The organism is Plantactinospora soyae (assembly GCF_014874095.1).
Taxonomy (GTDB): domain Bacteria; phylum Actinomycetota; class Actinomycetes; order Mycobacteriales; family Micromonosporaceae; genus Plantactinospora; species Plantactinospora soyae.
This window is the reverse complement of record NZ_JADBEB010000001.1, coordinates 2,390,019-2,407,719: the sequence shown is the minus strand read 5'-3', so window position 1 is coordinate 2,407,719 and position 17,701 is coordinate 2,390,019. Positions and strand designations below refer to the sequence as shown.

At 72.4% G+C, this 17,701-nt stretch carries 14 protein-coding genes and 1 pseudogene; 7 read left to right on the top strand and 8 right to left on the bottom strand.

Translation table 11 applies throughout. The features are described 5' to 3' along the window. Genes H4W31_RS10735 through H4W31_RS10720 form a run of 4 tightly spaced genes read left to right on the top strand, consistent with a single transcriptional unit; the run spans nt 1 to nt 4,310 of the window. Nucleotides 1–1,950: an MFS transporter gene (locus tag H4W31_RS10735; RefSeq protein WP_192766521.1), complete on the top strand. Its 1,950-nt coding sequence runs from the start codon at nt 1–3 to the stop codon at nt 1,948–1,950. Nucleotides 1,951–1,956: 6 nt separating this feature from the next. Next, entirely contained in the window at nt 1,957–2,502 is a 546-nt protein-coding gene (locus H4W31_RS10730; protein WP_192766520.1) for a hypothetical protein, read from the top strand. Nucleotides 2,503–2,527: 25 nt separating this feature from the next. Next, the gene (locus H4W31_RS10725; RefSeq protein WP_192766519.1) at nt 2,528–3,664 is read left to right on the top strand and encodes a M23 family metallopeptidase; all 1,137 of its coding nucleotides are present in this window, start codon (nt 2,528–2,530) and stop codon (nt 3,662–3,664) included. A 16-nt stretch (nt 3,665–3,680) separates the two neighbouring features. Beyond that, nucleotides 3,681–4,310, top strand: coding sequence for a hypothetical protein (locus H4W31_RS10720; RefSeq protein ID WP_318783131.1), 630 nt, complete (start codon nt 3,681–3,683; stop codon nt 4,308–4,310). A gap of 33 nt (nt 4,311–4,343) precedes the next feature. Here the strand turns inward: H4W31_RS10720 and H4W31_RS10715 are convergent, their stop codons facing one another. Beyond that, a complete protein-coding gene (locus H4W31_RS10715; RefSeq protein ID WP_192771998.1) occupies nt 4,344–4,904 on the bottom strand; it encodes a hypothetical protein in 561 nt (186 codons plus the stop codon). 350 nt (nt 4,905–5,254) lie between these two features. Between H4W31_RS10715 and H4W31_RS10710 the strand changes: the two genes are divergently transcribed. Together H4W31_RS10710 and H4W31_RS10705 are read left to right on the top strand one after the other, a co-directional pair. Beyond that, complete coding sequence (locus tag H4W31_RS10710; protein WP_192766517.1) at nt 5,255–7,981, top strand: FtsK/SpoIIIE domain-containing protein; 2,727 nt, start codon at nt 5,255–5,257, stop codon at nt 7,979–7,981. Continuing rightward, on the top strand, nt 7,978–8,406 hold the full coding sequence (locus H4W31_RS10705) for a hypothetical protein (protein WP_192766516.1): 429 nt from the start codon (nt 7,978–7,980) through the stop codon (nt 8,404–8,406). Before H4W31_RS10710 ends, H4W31_RS10705 begins: the two co-directional genes overlap by 4 nt. Before the next feature lie 40 nt (nt 8,407–8,446). Here the strand turns inward: H4W31_RS10705 and folE are convergent, their stop codons facing one another. From folE to H4W31_RS43710, 4 genes are all read right to left on the bottom strand, one after another. Further along, complete coding sequence (gene folE / locus H4W31_RS10700; RefSeq protein ID WP_192771997.1) at nt 8,447–9,112, bottom strand: GTP cyclohydrolase I FolE; 666 nt, start codon at nt 9,110–9,112, stop codon at nt 8,447–8,449. A 44-nt stretch (nt 9,113–9,156) separates the two neighbouring features. Further along, nucleotides 9,157–11,181, bottom strand: a complete 2,025-nt coding sequence (gene ftsH, locus H4W31_RS10695; RefSeq protein ID WP_192766515.1) for an ATP-dependent zinc metalloprotease FtsH — start codon at nt 11,179–11,181, stop codon at nt 9,157–9,159. 464 nt (nt 11,182–11,645) lie between these two features. Continuing rightward, nucleotides 11,646–12,221 carry a hypoxanthine phosphoribosyltransferase gene (hpt, locus tag H4W31_RS10690; RefSeq protein ID WP_192766514.1) on the bottom strand — a complete coding sequence of 192 codons (576 nt, stop codon included), beginning with the start codon at nt 12,219–12,221 and terminating at the stop codon, nt 11,646–11,648. A 101-nt stretch (nt 12,222–12,322) separates the two neighbouring features. Then, nucleotides 12,323–12,454, bottom strand: a complete 132-nt coding sequence (locus tag H4W31_RS43710) for a hypothetical protein (RefSeq protein WP_264084065.1) — start codon at nt 12,452–12,454, stop codon at nt 12,323–12,325. A 193-nt stretch (nt 12,455–12,647) separates the two neighbouring features. On the opposite strand from H4W31_RS43710, the gene H4W31_RS10685 reads away from it, so the two are divergent. Beyond that, nucleotides 12,648–13,634: a GlxA family transcriptional regulator gene (locus tag H4W31_RS10685; RefSeq protein WP_192766513.1), complete on the top strand. Its 987-nt coding sequence runs from the start codon at nt 12,648–12,650 to the stop codon at nt 13,632–13,634. 88 nt (nt 13,635–13,722) lie between these two features. Here the strand turns inward: H4W31_RS10685 and H4W31_RS10680 are convergent, their stop codons facing one another. From H4W31_RS10680 to H4W31_RS10670, 3 genes and pseudogenes are all read right to left on the bottom strand, one after another. Beyond that, nucleotides 13,723–15,369 carry a gamma-glutamyltransferase family protein gene (locus H4W31_RS10680; RefSeq protein ID WP_192766512.1) on the bottom strand — a complete coding sequence of 549 codons (1,647 nt, stop codon included), beginning with the start codon at nt 15,367–15,369 and terminating at the stop codon, nt 13,723–13,725. A gap of 147 nt (nt 15,370–15,516) precedes the next feature. Further along, nucleotides 15,517–16,524: pseudogene (tilS, locus tag H4W31_RS10675) on the bottom strand (tRNA lysidine(34) synthetase TilS); the annotation flags it as partial. A gap of 13 nt (nt 16,525–16,537) precedes the next feature. Further along, on the bottom strand, nt 16,538–17,608 hold the full coding sequence (locus tag H4W31_RS10670; protein ID WP_192766510.1) for a zinc-dependent metalloprotease: 1,071 nt from the start codon (nt 17,606–17,608) through the stop codon (nt 16,538–16,540). Nucleotides 17,609–17,701 lie beyond the last annotated feature (93 nt).

Genomic DNA, 17,701 nt, shown 5'->3' with positions numbered 1-17,701 from the left:
ATGGCGAGGATCGGAGCCCGCGTCGCCGCCCTGCTGCTCGCGATCGGGGTGCTCGCGAGCGCCACCCTCGTCTGGCCGGTGCTCGGCAGCGCCGCGCCCGCGTCGGCCGCCCCGATCCCGACCCGGGCCAAGGTCGCCCTCTGCACCACCGCCGAGTGGGAGGCGGACTTCCGCGCCTGCGTCGACCGGCTCGCCGACGTCAGCCAGGCCACCGCCCAGTGCCTGAACGCGCCGACCCCGACCAAGCCGGACTCCGGTCTGGCCGGCTGGTTCGCGTCCCGCCCCGAGGCGAGCAAGCAGCCGGGCGTGAAGGGGCTGTACACCGAGTACGGCAACGCCGGCTACAGCTACGAGACGTACGACGACTCGGGCGGCTGCGCCTCGGACGTGATCGATCCGGGCAGCAAGGTGTTCAACAAGATCGCCGACGGCGAGATCCGGATCGCCACCGCGATCATCGGCGCCTCGAACGCGTTGCGCGAGCGGGCCTGGGATCCCCGGACCATGTGGGACTGGGCCGATCCCCTGGTCGAGCAGGCCACCAGGGCCGTCTACGAACGGGTCTTCAGCGTCTTCGGCATCATCACCCTCTGCGTGGTCGGCCTCTACCTGCTCTGGCGGTCCCGGCAGTCCGACATGAGCAACGCGATGACCACCGTCGGCTGGGCGCTGCTGGTGATGGTCGCGGTGACCGCCATCGCCGCCTGGCCGGTCCGGTCGGCCAACCTCGCCGACGGCACCCTCGTGACCACGCTCAACGTGGTGCACGAGGCGGTCGGTCCCCGGGCCAAGGACATCCCGGCCGACCGGTGCGCGTCGCTGCGCCCCGATAGCTGCAAGGACAACCGGCCACCGGCGGTACGGGCCAGCGACACGGCGACCGAGACGATGCTCTACCGCAACTGGCTGCGCGGCGCGCTCGGCTCCTCGGACAGCGAGACGGCCCGCAAGTATGGCCGCGCGCTGTACGACGCCAAGGCGTTGAGCTGGGAAGAGGCGGCGAAGATCGACGCGAACCCGGGTACCCGGGACGCCACGGTCGAGGCCAAGAAGAAGCAGTGGCTGAAGGTCGCCGAACAGATCAAGGCCGAGGACAAGGAGGCGTACGAGTACCTGCGCGGCGCCCGCGACTCGGACCGGATCGGCGCCGGACTGATCGCCATCCTGGCCGCGATCCTGTTCGCGATGTTCGACCTGACCGCCTCGGTACTGGTGCTGCTCGGCTTCCTGCTCTTCCGTTGGGCCGTGATCGCCGCCCCGGTGCTCGGCACGGTGGGCCTGATGCGCCCGGCCAGCGCCGGGATACGCCGGCTGGGCAACGCCGTGGTGGCGGCCATCTTCAACATCGCCATCTTCGGCACCGGCGCCGCCATCTACCTGTTGGCGGTGGACCTGGTGATGACCACCTCCACCATTCCCGGCTGGTTGCAGGTGGTGCTGGTCTGGCTGTGCGGTGTGGTGGGTTGGCTGCTGCTGCGCCCGTACCGCCGGATCACCCAACTCGGTGGCAAGGACAGCACCGAGGTGATCGGCGCGGCCGGCTCGTGGCACCGCCGGTTCTTCCGGGACGTCCGGGCCGCGTCCCGGCTCGACCCGGCGGACGACCGGGACGGTGACGTACGGGTCAAGAACCGCAACCTGGTCATCCAGCAGACCAACGTCCGGCCGGAGAGCCGGCACGAGGATCCGTCGCACGGCGCCGGCACCCGTTCGGAGAACGCCACCGAGCGGGCGGCCGAACCGGCCACCACGGCGCCGACGAGCCCCGCCGAACGGGGTTCCGGATCCCGGCCGACACCGGGCCGGCCGTCCCGGCGCCGTCCGGCGGAATGGACCGAGCCCGACGTACCGGCGGAGAACCCGTCCTACGTCATCTACCGGCCCGACTCGGCGCCGGTGCCCGAGCCGAAGCCGGCGGCGGCACCCCGGATCCGCTCCGAGGCCAGGTGACCTGGCATGCGGCGGGCGATCGAGTTCCTCCTCACCCGGGTCCTGCGGTCCCGGCTCGGCCTGGCGCTCGGGCTCGCCATCGTCATCATCGGCATCGTCGGCGCGGCCCGGCTGGTCGCCGGGCCCGGCAGCGACGCGTCCGGTCTGCGCGGCGGCCCGGTCAGCCCGATCAGCACCACCGACCCGTCGGCGGGTGACGACGGGCTGACGGTGGTCGAGGAGCCGACGCCGTGGACCAGCCCGGGGGCTCCGGCTCCGGTGGCGGTGGCCCGGTCGTTCGCCACCGCCTGGCTCGATCATCGCGACGTGACGGCGGAGGAGTGGCACAAGACGCTCCGGCCGCTGGCCACGGCCGCACTGGCCGAGAAGCTCAGCGGTGTCGACCCGATCGGTGTACCGGCGGACCGGATCACCGGCGATCCGGTGGTGGTACCCCGCAACGACAGCCTCGTCGAGGTGGTCGTTCCGGTGGACTCCGGCGAACTCCGGCTCGGTCTGGTCGCGCCGGAGGGTCGGTGGCAGGTCGACACGGTGGACTGGCAACGGCGCTGAGGCGGGCGCGGAAGGTGGGGGCGGGATGACTGACCACGGTCCGACGACCCGGCGGCCGGTCCGCCGGGTCGCGTTGGCGGTCGCGCTGACCGCGACACTCGCCCTGCTCTGCTGTACCGGTGGGACCGTCGCGTTCCTGGTGACCATGTTCGCCAACGAGGAGGAGAACCTGGCGGCGGCGACCCTCGGCTGCGGCTCAAAGGGCCCGATCACCGTCGACGGCGACCTGCCGCTGGTCGGGCCGTACAAGGCCGCGCAGATGCGCAACGCGGCGGTCATCATCAAGGTCGGCAAGGAGATGGGCATCCCACCGCGCGGTTGGGTGATCGCCGTCGCCACGGCGATGCAGGAGTCCGGCCTGGCCAACCTGCCGCACCTGGGTTCGGACAACGACCACGACTCGGTCGGGCTGTTCCAGCAGCGGCCCAGCCAGGGCTGGGGCACCCCGACCCAGTTGCGCACTCCCGAGTACACGGCCCGGAAGTTCTACGAGAAGTTGACGAAGGTACGGAGCTGGCAGCGGCGGCCACTCTCCGCCGCCGCCCAGGCGGTGCAGGTCAGCGCCTTCCCGGACGCGTACGCCAAGCACGAGCCGATCGCGACGGAGATCGTGAACGCGTTGACCGGCGGGGCGGCCCGGTCCGTCGGCACGAACGTCGCGCTCGACTGCGCCGACGGGGCGGACATCGCCGCGTCCGGCTGGACGGCACCGATCCCCGGCGGGGTCGGTTCCGGATTCCAGACCGCCGAGCGGCCGTCGCACAACGGCGTCGACATCGGAGCCCCGAAGTACACCACCAAGATCCGCGCGGTGGCGGACGGCCGGGTACTGGTGTCCCGCTGTGACCCGGACCGGCGGGGCCGGTTGAGCTGTGACGTCGACGGCTATCCGGGCAAGGGCGGCTGCGGCTGGTTCGTCGACATTCTGCACGCGGGCAACGTGATCACCCGGTACTGCCATATGGTCAGCAGACCGATGGTGGCGAAGAACGACATGGTGGAGGCCGGGCAGGTGATCGGCAGGGTCGGTTCGAGCGGCAACTCCTCCGGGCCGCACCTGCACTTCGAGGTGCACCTGCGCGGGGACCGGAGCAAGAACGGCGCGACCAACCCGGTGCCGTTCATGCGGGACCGGGGCGCTCCGCTGACCGATGGCGGATGAACCGGCGGAGCGACCCGTGAGTCACGATCCACTTCCTGATCCCTTCGCCGGGCAGCCCGACTGGGCTCCGGCGCCGCCTCGACCGATCGTCCTGGCCGCCGCCTCCAGCCGGGTGGACCTGCGGGGGCGACGGGTGCTCGTCGGCCTGCCCGGGCTCGGCTGGCGGGCCGACCTGCGGGCGGACGAGCGGGTGGTGCAGGGCAGCCGTACCTACGTGCCGGTGCTGGCCGAACACGAGTGGTACCGGGCCGAGGCCGAGCAGATCGAGGTCTTCGCGCCGCTGGTGCCCGCGGACCGGGTCTGGGTGGAGACGCTCGGCGAGGCGTCCTCGTGGGAGGGCGGCGGATCGCCGATCCCCCGGCCGGCCCGGTCCGACGTGATCTCCCGGCTGGTGTCGCTGGACGCGCCGACACACCGGTCCCCGGTGCCGGTCGTCGAGGCGGACGCGGTCGCCGGCCGCCGGGTGGTGCAGGTCGCCGACGGGGTGGAGCGACGCGACCTGCGGGCCGTCACCGAGGTCCACACCAGCGCCGACGGGGACATCTGCGTACGGGTCACCGCCGAGTTGGACTGGTACCGCTGGGCGTGGAGCGGCCGGCCGCCGACCACCCTGGAGGTGCCGGTCCACCTGCTCTGGATCGAGTGACCACACCGGCGGCGTCGCCGCGGACGGACGGGGTCAGTTCGCCCGTCCCGCCTCGCAGACCCGCCAGCCGTCGTCCTGCTCGGTGACGAACCGCCACCGTTGGTGCTCGCTCTGGTTCAGGTTGTCGACCCGGTACGAGATCACGAGTTCCACGAAGACCTCGGCCCGGCTCTCCTGGGCGCGTACGTCCAGCGGGCCCCACTTGACCACGAAGGTGACCTGGAACTGCTTCTCCCGGGCGGTCAGGTCGGTCCGCAGCCCGGCCAGCTCGGCCAGTCCCGCCGAGGAGTCTGCGCACTCGAACTCGCCGGCCAGTACGTCGTTGCGGTCGACCAGGTAGGACCGCAGGTAGTTGTCGACGACCACGTCCGGGGCGCTGCGGTCGGGTGCGGTGAAGCGGTCGTAGGCGACGTACGCGACGGCGACGCCGGCCAGGCAGAGCAGTGCCAGTGCGCCACCGACCACCGCCAGTACGACGGGCAGCCGCCTGCGGCGGGGCGCCGGTGGCGGGGCGACCGGCTCGGGGACGGCCTGTCCGGGCGGGGTCCGTTGCGTGGGTACGCGGGACACCTGGGAATCGGCCGGGGGGTGCACTGATTCCACCCCTCGAGGCTATCGGCTGGCGCTCCCGTACCCAATGGCCGCGAATTCCAGCTTGGTAACCAAACGGGAGCAACCCGTAATTTCCGCCAGCCCGCCCCGGCGCCGCGATCGGGCGTCCACCCTGGCCACCGGTGGTGCGCGCACCAGCTCTGGAGGTACCGACCGCCAACTGTGCCACAAGTTCCTCGCCGACCATCGCCGCAGGTCCGCAAAGATGCCGGTCGGCTGGGATACCGTCTGGAGTCCAGGACGAGGCGACGCGCCTGCGGGTGCTCCGTGGCCAGGACGAGGGCGCCCGGCGCGGGTGCCCGCCAGGGCCGACAGGCGGAGGAGTTGGTGCGGTGGAGACCTGGAGGGGACCGACCAGCCCGGCCGCCACGCTCCGCTGGCGGGCCGCCGCCGGTACCGCCGCCGCGCTGCACCGCCGGGCCGCCGCCACCACCGCCGCCGCGGCCAGCGCACTCGACGCGATCCGGCCCGTCCCCGCCGACCAGCGGGAACAGCACGAACTCGCCGAGCGGTTGCGGGCCGCCGCGAGCCTGCTCGCCCCCGGCTGGCTCGGCGCGCCGCTGGACGCCCAGTCCGAGGACGCCCCGCTGGGCGGGCCGGCCCTGCCGGCGTTCGTCCGGATCGGCATCGCCCAGCCGCTCGACGACGCGCGGTTCCCGGCGGTGATACCGCTGCTCGGCACCGGGCACCTCACGGTCGACGCGGACAGCCGCGATCCACGGGTCGCCGGCCTGCTCCGGTCCGTGCTGCTCCGGCTGCTCGCCGCCGCCCCGGCCGGCGCACTGCTGGTGCGCGGGGTCGACTCGGCCACCTCGGGCCAGCTCTTCGCGCCCTTCGCGCCGCTCGCCGACGCCGGCCTGATGCCGCCGCCGGTCACCGACCGCGCCGGGCTGCGGGCCGTACTGACCGAGGCGGAGCAGTGGGTACGGCCGACCCGTCCGACCACCGCCCGGTACAACCGGCACGACCGCACCCTGCTGGTGGTGATCGGCTCGCTGCCGGAGCTGACCGAACCGGCCGACCTGGCCCGGATCGGCGCACTGGCCCGGGAGGGCCCCGAAGCTGCCCTGCACCTGATCGTCGCGGGCTGGCCGCCCCCGCCGCTGACCGCGCAGACCAGTCAGGCACCGCTGTCCCGGAGCACGATGATCGCGCTGCGCAACCCGTACGCGCTGGTCGGCGATCCGCCCGGGGCCTCGTTCGGAAGCCCCGCACCGCACCTGCCCGGCACCGGCCTGAACGCCCCGGTGTTCCTCGACGAGTCCCCGCCGGTTCCACTGCTGGACCGGGTCTGCCGGGACCTCGCCGCCCGGTTCCAGGCCGACTACCGTCGCACGCTCGACGACCTGTTGCCCGAGCCGTCGGACGGGCTCTGGACCGAGAGCGCGGCGGGAGGTCTGGGCACCACGGTCGGCCACGCCGGGGAGCGGCCGGTTCCGCTCGGCTTCGACGAGCGCACCCCGCACTGGCTGGTCGGCGGCCGGGCCGGCGCCGGCAAGAGCGCCTTCCTGATCAACGTGCTCTACGGCCTGTGCGCCCGGTACCACCCCGACGAGTTGGCCCTCTACCTCGCCGACTTCGCCGACGGCACCGCGTTCACCGAGTTCGTTCCGGAGCGGGCCGACGGCTTCCTGCCCGAGGACGGCGCCGAACCGGGCCGGCCCTGGTTGCCGCACGTCCGCGCGGTCGGCGTACAGGCCGATCGGGAGTACGGCCTCGCACTGCTCCGTGAACTCGACGCGGAACTGGACCGTCGAGCCACCGAACCGGATCAGCGGCGGATCCTCTGCGTGCTGGACGAGTTTCCGATGCTGCTCGCCGAGGACGACGCGTTGACCACCGAGGCGCTCGGCCGGCTGGAGTCGGTGGCCCGGCGCGGGCGCTCGGCAGGCGTACACCTGATCCTGACCAGTGGGCCGACGCCGGCCCTAGCCGCGCTGCGGGCCCGGCGGGACTCCTTCCTCGCGCAGTTCCCGGTCCGGGTGGCGCTGCCCGGCGGTGCGGACGTGCTGGAGCCGGCGAACGACGCGGCGGCCGGTCTGCCGCTCGGTACGGCGGTGGTCAACACGGCCGGCGGGCTCGGCGGACCGCGCGGCGCCACCCGGGGACACGAGCGGATGGTCCGGTTCCCCGACCCGCATGCCGACCCCGACGCGCTCGCCCTGCTGCGGCACCGGCTCTGGGCGGACCGGCCCGCCGGGTCGGCCGGCCCGGCCGTCTTCACCGGCTACCTGGCCCCGCCCCGGCCGGACGGTCCGGAGCCGACCGCCGACCCCGCCGGAGGCGTTGTCGCGCTGGTCGGCCAGGTGGTCGAGGTGCCGCTGCATCCGGCGGCGGTCCCGTTCGACCGGTCGCCGGGCCGACATCTCGCGGTGCTCGGGCCGGGTTCGGCCGCCGAGGACGTGCTGGACGGCCTGGCCCGGAGCCTGGCCGGGCAACACGCTCCCGGTGAGGTCCGATTCGTGGTCGCGGCGCTGGTCGCCGAGGCGGAACCGACGGCGGCGGCGTTGTCCGCCGCACTCGCCCGGCGGCACCCGGTCGACCAGGTCGACGCCGCCGGCCTGGCCGCCGCGCTGGATCTCGGCGGGCCCGGCTACCTGGTGATCTTCGGGATGGACGGGGCAGATCCCGATACCGTTCCGGTGGAGCGGCTGCGGGCGCTGCTCCGGGACGGACCGGCCCGGGGGGTGCACCTGATCGCCTGGTGGCGCGGCATCCGCCGGTTCGCCGACCTGATCGCGGCCGTGGCCGAACCGGAACCGAGCACCGACCGGGCCCCGGCACCCGAGGACACGCACCCCGACGGCACGGATCCCGACGGTACGGAGTCGGGTGGTGCGCGGTCGGGTGGTGCGGAGTCGGCCACGGAACCGGGGAACGCGGCGACGATCGACCACCTGCTCTTCCTCGACGTACCCGAGCCGGAGGTGGCCCGGTTGCTCGGTCGGGCCGTACGGTGGCGACCCCGTCCGGGCCGCGCCCTGCTGTACGACCGCCGCACCGACCGGGCCAGTCTGGTCGTCCCGTACGCCACACCGACGGAGGTGAGTACGCGGTGAGCGAGGACCCCTGGCAGGACTACCTGGCGGCCGCACAGCGACTGGACGCGGTACGCCGGACCGCCGCCACCGCCGCCGGCCGACAGGCGCAGGGCGTACACACCGCTCGGGAGGAGCTGACCGGGATACGCGCCCGGCTGGTGCCCCAGCAGTCCCGGCTGCGGGCGCTGGGCGTACCCGAGGGGGACCTGCAGCCGTCCGAGCCGGAGGTGGCGGCGGCCGGCAGGGCGATGGCCGCCGGCCCCGAGGCGGTGCTGGCGGCGCTGCGGGAGGCCCGGGCGACCGCCGACGCGGCGGACTCGGCCACCGAGCTGCCGGGTACCGGTCCACTGGCCTGGCCCCGGGTGCTGCTCTACGGTGCGATCGCGCTGGGGGCGCTACTGCTGCTGGTCGTGCTCTGCGTCGGCGGGATCTACCTGCTCTGACCGGCGCGGACCGGCCGTGGCCGGATCCGGCCGGCCCGGCTCAACCGCGGATGATCAGGGACATCGCCTCGGCGCGGGACTTGGCGTCCTCCTTCAGCAGGCCCCGGACCGCCGAGGTGATGGTCCTGGCGCCGGACTTCTGGATGCCGCGCATCGCCATGCACATGTGCTCGCACTCCAGCACGACCAGCACGCCACGCGGTTCGAGCTTGGTCATCAGCAGGTCGGCGATCTGCGAGGTGAGTCGCTCCTGCACCTGCGGCCGGCGGGCGAAGACCTCGACCAGCCGGGCCAGCTTCGACAGCCCGGTGATCCGGCCGTTCTCCCCCGGGATGTAGCCGATGTGCGCCGAGCCCCGGAACGGGAGCAGATGGTGCTCGCAGAGGCTCATCACGTCGATGTCCCGGACCAGCACCAGTTCGTCGTGGTTGGCCTCGAACGTCGTGCTGAGCACCTGGGAGGGGTCCACCCGCAGCCCGGCGAAGAGTTCGGCGTACGCCCGGGCGACCCGGGCCGGTGTCTGCCGGAGGCCGTCGCGGTCCGGATCCTCGCCGACGGCGATCAGGATCTCCCGTACCGCCTTCTCGATCCGGGGCAGGTCGACGGCCGCCTCGACCGGTCCACCACCGAGCTTGCCGTTGATCAGCCGGGCGGCGAGGTAGTCGAGTTCCTCGTCGCCGTCCGGTTCGGTGGCGGACGCGGACAGGCCGCCGGCAAAATCGCCGGCGGCCTGGTCGTCGCTGCTCCGGATCAGTGCGGGCCGTCCGAGTTGGGGGCGGTGTTGTTGCTGTTGCCCCCGACGGTCGCCTGTACGCCGTCGGCCTCGGCCTGCGCCTTGAGCTTCTCCTTCTCACCCGGGGTGAGCACCGGAGGCTCGGTCGACGGCTGCCGCTTGCCGAACCCGTTGTACGGGGCCATCGGCGGCCGCTTGACCACCCGGGCACAGATCCGGGCCATGTCGGCGGTGGAGAGGGTCTCCTTCTCGATCAGCTCCAGTACGAGGCTGTCGAGGACGTCCCGGTATTCCACCAGGATCTCCCAGGCCTCGTCGTGTGCCAGCTCGATCAGCGACCGCACCTCGGCGTCGATCTCGGCGGCCACCGAGTCGGAGTAGCCCCGCTCGTGGCCCATGCTCCGGCCCAGGAACGGCTCGTCACCGCTGGTGCCGTACTTGATCGCACCGAGCTTGGAGCTCATGCCGTACTGGGTGATCATCGCTCGGGCCAGCGCACTGGCCTTCACGATGTCGTCCGCGGCACCGGTGGTCGGCTCGTGGAACACCAGTTCCTCGGAGGCCCGACCGCCCAGCGCGTACGCCAGCGTGTCAATCATCTCGGCCCGGGTCTGGGTGTACTTGTCCTCGGTGGGAAGCACCAGCGTGTGCCCGAGGGAGCGGCTGCGGGAGAGGATCGTGACCTTGTGCACCGGGGCGGAGTGCGGCAGCGCCCAGGCGACCAGCGCGTGCCCGCCCTCGTGGTAGGCGGTGATCTTCTTTTCCTTGTCGCTCATCACCCGGGTCCGGCGCTGCGGGCCGGCGACCACCCGGTCGATCGACTCCTCCAGCGCGTCGTTGGAGATCGCCCGCTTCTCGCCACGGGCGGTCAGCAGCGCCGACTCGTTGATCACGTTGGCCAGGTCCGCACCGGTGAACCCCGGGGTACGCCGAGCCACCGCGTCGAGGTCGACGTCCGGCGTGAACGGCTTGCCCTTCGCGTGCACCCGCAGGATCGCCTTGCGGCCCTCCATGTCCGGGGTGTCCACCGCGATCTGCCGGTCGAACCGGCCCGGACGCAGCAGCGCCGGGTCGAGGATGTCCGGCCGGTTGGTCGCGGCGATCAGGATCACGCCGCCCTTGGTGTCGAAGCCGTCCATCTCGACGAGGAGCTGGTTGAGCGTCTGCTCCCGCTCGTCGTGCCCGCCGCCCATGCCGGCGCCACGGTGCCGACCGACGGCGTCGATCTCGTCGACGAAGACGATCGCCGGAGCGTTCGCCTTGGCCTGCTCGAACAGGTCACGGACCCGGCTCGCGCCGACACCGACGAACATCTCGACGAAGTCGGAGCCGGAGATGGAGTAGAACGGCACACCGGCCTCGCCGGCCACGGCCCGGGCCAGCAGCGTCTTACCCGTACCGGGCGGGCCGAAGAGCAGCACGCCCTTGGGGATCTTGGCGCCGAGGGCCTGGTACTTCGCCGGATTCTGCAGGAAATCCTTGATCTCGTGCAGTTCCTCGACGGCCTCTTCCGAGCCCGCGACGTCGGAGAAGGTGGTCTTCGGGGTGTCCTTGGTGATCATCTTCGCCTTGGACTTGCCGAAGTTCAGGACCCGGGAGCCGCCACCCTGCATCTGCGACATGAAGAGCAGCAGCAGGATCACCAGGATGGCGATGGGCAACAGGTTGACCAGGAGCGACACGAAGATGTTGTCGCCGGAGACCTCGGTGTCGATCGGACCGGTGATCCGGCCCGCCGCCTTGGCCGCGGCGACCTGGTTCCAGACCTCGTCGCCGACCTCGTACGGGAACTGGGCCTGGATCTTGTCCGTGTCCGTGTCACCGAACTTGGCCGAGTCCTTCAGGTCGAGCTGGAGCGTCTGCTCCTTGTCCTGGAAGATGGCCTTCTGTATGCCGCCCTTGTTGAGCTGGTCGAGGACCACGTTCGTCTCGACCTTGTGATAGCTCGGGCCGCCACTGAAGAATGAGCTGAGCGCAATCGCACCGATGATCACCAGGATGATCCAGACCACCGGGCGGCGGAAGAAACGCGTACGTTCCATGCTGTATCGAGCGCCGTAACGCCCGGACCCTCCTGATCGACGTCCTGATCGTCTGGTTGCCTTCTGTCGTCGCCGAGGCGACGGCCGGAGCCGTCTATGTGCTAGCCGGCCCGACACCGGACGCTAAGTACCGCGCCGCGGTCATTCGACGGTACACCGTGAACGCGAGGAGCGAGCCTGCGAGCCCTGGGGTTACGGGTTCACTCCCGCTCGTGTGCCGGGTGACGGCAGACCAACTCCGGTCCTCCGCCCTGGATGGTCGACCCTTTCGGGTCAAACAGGGCAGGAACCCCGGCGCGGGATGCTTGCGTGCCACCACCGCATACCGTAACCGTGATTCCTGGGAGCGCGCTGTACGTCGACGCGATATTTCCCTGCCGATAATCAGGATGGGCGGGGTACACCGGACGGCTCAGCGGGCCCCTAACCGGTCGACCGGTCGCCAGCGGGACGGGAAGCGGTGGTCAGGACCGGGCGTAGACCTCGGGCTTCAGCACGCCGACGTAGGGGACCTCGCGGTAGCGCTCGCCGAAGTCCAGGCCGTACCCGACGACGAATTCGCTCGGAATGTCGAATCCCACGTACTTGACCGGCACCGAGACCTTGATCGCGTCCGGCTTGCGGAACAGCGCGACCACCTCGACGCTCGCCGCCGCCCGGGACTCCAGGTAGCGGAGCAGCCAGGACAGGGTGAGGCCGGAGTCGACGATGTCCTCGACCACCACCACGTGCCGGCCGGCGATGTCCCGGTCGAGGTCCTTGCGGATCCGCACCACCCCGGACGAGGTGCTGCCCTGGCCGTACGAGGAGAGGGCCATGAACTCGAGTTCGGCCGGGGGCCCGTGCCGGCCGAGTGCGCGGGCGAAGTCGGCCATGAACATGACCGCTCCCTTGAGCACGCACACCAGCAGGAGTCCGTCCGCGACAGGGGCGTAGTCCGCCGCCACCTGTTTGGCCAGTTCCGCGATCTTCTCCCGAATCTGCTCCTCCGAGATGATCACGTGGTCGATGTCGGCGTCGTACCAGGAGCCCTGAGCCATGCGCCTAGCCTGCCGTACGCCAGTTCGGGCCTGTCGCCGGGGCGGCACCTTCACGCGGTGTCCACCCCGGCTGGCCAGGCATGCACTTCTCGGCGCCGTCGTCAGGAACGCGGCGAGGAACGCCAGCCACCGTTGCTGGGCCGCCAGTCGGCCGAGTCACGGCTGTCGGAGGTGAAGCCGAGCACGGAGGCGAGGAGCAGGACGAGGAAGAAGAGGGTGAGGAAGAGTTCCATGGCGGCGTGACCTCCCGGTCAAATTCCGATCGTGCCGGGGACGGATTTCCCGGTCTTGATCAGGTGTTCTGGGGCTTCGCCGCCGGTGCGCACCGGCTGATGGTTCAAGTCTCGGCCGGACGGACCGAACCGGACAGTGGCAGCAATGCCATGCACCCTCGATTTCCTGCCACTGTTCCGTTAGGGTCGGTGCATGCTCCGCAATGTGGCAGTGATCGCCCTGGACCCGGTGGCCACCTTCGAACTGGGGGTGCTCTGCGAGGTCTTCGGCACCGACCGGACCGACGACGGATTCCCCGACTACCGGTTCCACCTCTGCACCGCCGACGGGAAGCCGATCCGGACCCGGTCCGGCTTCGGGCTCATCCCACATGCCGACCTGTCGCCGGTCGAGGACGCCGACCTGGTCGCCGTGCCGGCGGCACACACCATCGGGGCGCCGATCCCGGAGGCCGTACTCGACGCGCTGCGCCGGGCCGACGAACGCGGGGCGTACGTGCTGAGCGTCTGCTCCGGCGCCTTCGTGCTGGGCGCGGCCGGCCTGCTCGACGGCCGCGCCTGCACCACCCACTGGCGGTACGCCGACGCCCTGGCCCGGATGTACCCGGAGGCGGACGTGCGGTGTGACGCCCTCTACGTACAGGACGGGAACCTGCTCACCGGTGCCGGCACCTCCGCCGGCATCGACGCCTGCCTGCACCTGGTACGCCAGGAACACGGCTCCGCCCTGGCCACCAAGCTCGCCCGGCGGATGGTCGTACCCCCGCACCGCGACGGCGGGCAGTCCCAGTACATCGAGGCACCCATCCCGCGTACGCCCGACGCGCCCACCCTGGAGCCGGTGCTGAGCTGGTTGATCAACCACCTCGACCAGCAGTTGACCGTCGACGACCTGGCCGGGCGGGCCCACATGGCGCCCCGGACCTTCGCCCGGCGGTTCCGGGCCGAGACCGGCACCACCCCGCACGACTGGATCACCAACCAGCGGGTGCTGCTGGCCCGGCGCCTGCTGGAGGAGACCGAACTCGCCGTGGAGGCGGTGGCCACCCGGGCCGGCTTCGGCGACGGCGCGACCCTGCGGCACCACTTCGGCCGGCGGGTCGGCGCCACGCCGCACGCCTACCGGGCCACCTTCCGGGACCGTACGCCCACCGACCGTCAGGCCAGCCCGGTCGGCTGACCGGGGCGGCCGGCTACGCCACCCGCGAGCGTCCGGCCACCCCACCGCCGGCCGGTGCCAGCACCGGTCAGAAACCGCGCGGCCCGGTTCAGTAGCCGATCGCGCACCCGTCGGCTCGGGGCTCTGAGCCGGCCACGTACCCGCCGTCGGGGAGCCGCCAGATCGCCTGGCCGTACCCGAAGGCGGACGGCTCGGCCTCGACGGCGATCTCGTGCCCCCGGGACCGCAACCGCTCGACCGCGTCGCGGCCCGCCTCGTCGGCCAGCAACGCCGGCTCGACCAGCACCGACCTGCCCGCGTGCCAGTACCAGCGGGGGCGGTCCAGCGCCGCCTGCGGGCCGAGGCCGGCGTCCACGGTCGACGAGACGACCTGCACGTGCCCCTGCGGCTGCATGTGCCCGCCCATCACCCCGAACGGGCCCACCGGCTCGCCGTCCCGGGTCAGGAAGCCCGGGATTATGGTGTGGAACGGGCGCTTCCCGGGTGCCACCACGTTGGGGTGGGCCGGGTCGAGACTGAACCCGGCGGCCCGGTTCTGCAGCCCGAAGCCGAGCCCCGACGGTACGACGTACGAGCCGAAGCCGAGGTAGTTGGACTGGATCAGGCTCACCATCATCCCGTCGGCGTCGGTGGCGCAGAGGTAGACGGTGCCACCCTTCGCCGGGTCGCCGGGTGCCGGCGTACCGGCGGAGGAGGTGACCAGGGCCCGGCGCGTGGCGGCGTACTCCGGGGTCAGCAGTTCCGCCGTCGGTACCGTGACCCGGTCCGGATCGGCCACGTACGCGTGCGCGTCGGCAAAGCCGATCTTCGTCGCCTCGATCTGCCAGTGCAGTTGCTCGGCCGGGGACATCGCGGCCAGATCCACGCCGTCCAGGATGTTCAGCGCGAGCAGGGCGGCCACGCCCTGCCCGTTCGGCGGCAGTTCCCACAGCTCGTGGCCCCGGTAGGTCGCCCGGATCGGATCCACCCAGCTCGACTCGTGCTTGGCGAGGTCGGCCCCGGAGAGCAGCCCACCGGTCCGGTCGGCGTACCCGGCCAGCACCTCGGCGATCTCCCCGGTGTAGAACGCCGCCGAGCCGCTGGCCGCGATCCGGCGCAGCGTGCCGGCGGCGTCCGGGTTGCGCCAACGCTCCCCGGCCCGGGGTGCCCGTCCACCGTCGACGGTGAAGACCCGGCCCCATTCGGCGTACTCCTGGCCGACCAGTTCGGCGTGCTGGCCCACCGCACGGGCCCAGCCCGCCGCGACGTTCGGTGACACGGGGAAGCCGCACTCGGCGTAGCCGATCGCGTCGGTGAAGAGGTCGGCGAAGGGCAGCGAGCCGAACCGGTCGTGCAGGTCCCGCCAGCCCGCCGGAGCCCCGGGTACGGTCACCGAGAGCCAGCCCCGGGCCGGCATCGCTGCCCCGCTGGCCTGCGCCCCGCCGTGTGCCCCGGTCGGCTCCGCACCCCGGCCACCGGTCGCGGCGAGCACCGCGTCCCGGGTCAGCGCGGCCGGCGACCGGCCGGATCCGTTCAGCCCGTGCAGCCGCTGCCCGTCCCAGACGATGGCGAACAGGTCACCGCCGATGTCGTTGGAGCCGGGCTGGACCACGGTGAGCGTGATGGCGGTGGCGAGGGCGGCGTCCACCGCGTTGCCACCCCGACGCAGCACCGCCAGACCGGCGGCGGCGGCGAGCGGCTGACTGGTGGCGACGGCGCCGTTCGGCGCGAAGACCGGCTGTCGAGGGTAGGCCATGGGTCATGTCTACTCCGCGACCTGCCCGTCGCTCTACTCCACGACCGGCCCGTGTTCCTGCTCCAACACTGGCCCGCCGGCCTGCTCGGCTACCGAACCGCCGTTCTGCTCGGCCAGCAGCCGGCCGTCCTGCTCCGTCGCCGGCCCGCCGTCCTGCTCGGCCAGCAACTCCGCGCCGCGCCGGGTCGCCCGGATTCCGCCGGGCAGGTGTGTCGGTCCCTGTCCCCGCCAGGCCGTGACCAGGGCATCGAGCGCCGCGACGTGCCGGTGTGACAGCGCGGCCGGCGACGCGCCCAACTCGCGGGCCCACCGGTGCAGGACCCGGGTACGCACCGCGGCCGGCATCGCCGCGAGCACCGGTACCGCCAGCCCGTCGACGCTCCGGGTCCCGCCCGGGGCGATCCGCGCCTCGGCGTACCCGATCCGGGCGAGTTCGTCCAGCGCGGCGGTGTCCGCCGCGACGAGCCGGGCGGTCCGGGCCAGGTTGTCCAGCACCCCCGGACCGAGCACCCGGACCAGCACCGGCAGCACCTCGGCCCGGACCCGGGCCCGGGCGTACCGGTCGTCGGCGTTGTGCGGGTCCTCCCACGGGGTCAGCCCCAGCACCGCGCACGCCTTGCGGGTCTCCTCCCGGGAGACGTCCAGCAGCGGGCGGGACAGGATCACGCCGTCCAGTTCCCGGTCGACCGGCATTGCGGCCAACCCGCGCGGGCCGGCTCCTCTGGCCAGCGCCAGCAGCACCGTCTCGGCCTGGTCGTCCCGGGTGTGCCCGAGCAGGACCGTCGACGCGTCGTACCGGTGGGCCGTGGCGACCAGTGCCTGGTAGCGGGCCTCCCGGGCCGCCGCCTCCGGCCCGCCCGGCCGGCCGGCGACCTGGACGGCCACCGCCTCGGCCGGCGCCAGACCGATCCCCCGGGCCCACTGCACCACCTCGGCGGCCCGGCCCGCCGAACCGGCCTGTAGGCCGTGGTCGACGCTGACCAGCCCGGCGGCCACGCCGAGCCGGGGCGCCACGAACGCGGTGGCGGCGGCCAGCGCGAGCGAGTCGGCACCACCGGAGCAGGCGACCAGGACCGGACGATCCCGGGGTACGCCGACCAGCGCCCGCCGGACGGCGACCCGGATGGCCGCGACCGGCGGGGGCAGGGCAGCCACGAAGGATTCCGCCTCAGCCGGTGGCGGCGATCGGCCCGACCGGACCGTGCACCCGGGCGACCCAGGCATCGGGGTCGGAGAGTTCCTCCAGCCGGGGCAGGGTGAGCGGTGAACTGAAGATCCGGTTGAAGCCCTCCATCCCGACCCGGTCCACCACCCCGTGCACGAACTTCCGCCCCTCGGCGTACTGGCGCATCTTCACGTCCACGCCGAGCAGCTTGCGGATCGCCTTCTCCAGCGGGTTGCCCGACTCCCGGCGCCGGTTGAACCGGGCCCGGATCGTCTCCACGCTCGGAATGACCTCCGGCCCCACGCCGTCCATCACGAACTCCGCGTGCCCCTCCAGGAGGGTCATCAGCGCCGTCAGCCGGTCCAGTACGGCCCGCTGCCCCGGCGTCTGCACGATGTCCAGCACGCTGGCCCGGCTCTCCGGGTTGCGGACCGAGTCGGAGAGCGTACTGACGCCCCGGCGCAGCCGGTCCAGGAAGTTGTCGCCACCTGCCTGCGAGGCGTCGACGAACGCCTGCACCTCGCCGAGGAAGTGCCCACGCATCCACGGCACCGCCGTGAACTGGGTGCGGTGGGTGACCTCGTGCAGGCAGACCCAGAGCCGGAAGTCCCGGGGGTCGGCCTGCAACTTCCGCTCGACCTCGACGATGTTGGGCGCGACCAGCAGCAGTTGCCCCGGATCGGCGGAGAAGACCTCGTACTGGCCGAGCACCCGTCCCGAGAGGTACGCGAGCACCGTACCGGCCTGTACGCCGGTCAGCCGGGACCCGATCGTGTCACTGATCAGCCCCGGCGGTTTGTCGCCGGAGAGCCGGTTGATCAGCGGGGTGATCACCTCACGCAGCCCGGCGATGTTGGTGGCCGCCCAGTCCCGGCGGTCCACCACCCGTACCGGTGGATGGGCGACCTGTGGCCGCAGCCCGGTGTACGCCAGCACGTGCCCGGCTGCCTCGTCCGTCAGCCGCCGTAGATCGGCGACCACCTCGGTGGCCTCGTCGTAGGAGACCCGAGGTCCCGATTTTCCCAACGCCCCGGCGGTGGCGGCGGCCAGATCCCAGTCCACGAACTGCGCCATGCATCCCACCGTACCCGGATCACAACACCCCCACCCTGCGGTAAGGAAGGGGCCCTTCTTATCGCTTTTTGTATAAGAAGGGCCCCTTCCTAA

Excerpts from the sequence above, each read along its gene's own strand:
- H4W31_RS10670 (WP_192766510.1), bottom strand. The coding sequence starts at position 17,608 with ATGGCGCAGTTCGTGGACTGGGATCTGGCCGCCGCCACCGCCGGGGCG.
- H4W31_RS10730 (WP_192766520.1), top strand. The coding sequence starts at position 1,957 with ATGCGGCGGGCGATCGAGTTCCTCCTCACCCGGGTCCTGCGGTCCCGG.
- H4W31_RS10725 (WP_192766519.1), top strand. The coding sequence starts at position 2,528 with ATGACTGACCACGGTCCGACGACCCGGCGGCCGGTCCGCCGGGTCGCG.
- H4W31_RS10685 (WP_192766513.1), top strand. The coding sequence starts at position 12,648 with ATGCTCCGCAATGTGGCAGTGATCGCCCTGGACCCGGTGGCCACCTTC.
- H4W31_RS10735 (WP_192766521.1), top strand. The coding sequence starts at position 1 with ATGGCGAGGATCGGAGCCCGCGTCGCCGCCCTGCTGCTCGCGATCGGG.
- hpt (WP_192766514.1), bottom strand. The coding sequence starts at position 12,221 with ATGGCTCAGGGCTCCTGGTACGACGCCGACATCGACCACGTGATCATC.
- H4W31_RS43710 (WP_264084065.1), bottom strand. The coding sequence starts at position 12,454 with ATGGAACTCTTCCTCACCCTCTTCTTCCTCGTCCTGCTCCTCGCCTCC.
- H4W31_RS10680 (WP_192766512.1), bottom strand. The coding sequence starts at position 15,369 with ATGGCCTACCCTCGACAGCCGGTCTTCGCGCCGAACGGCGCCGTCGCC.
- ftsH (WP_192766515.1), bottom strand. The coding sequence starts at position 11,181 with ATGGAACGTACGCGTTTCTTCCGCCGCCCGGTGGTCTGGATCATCCTG.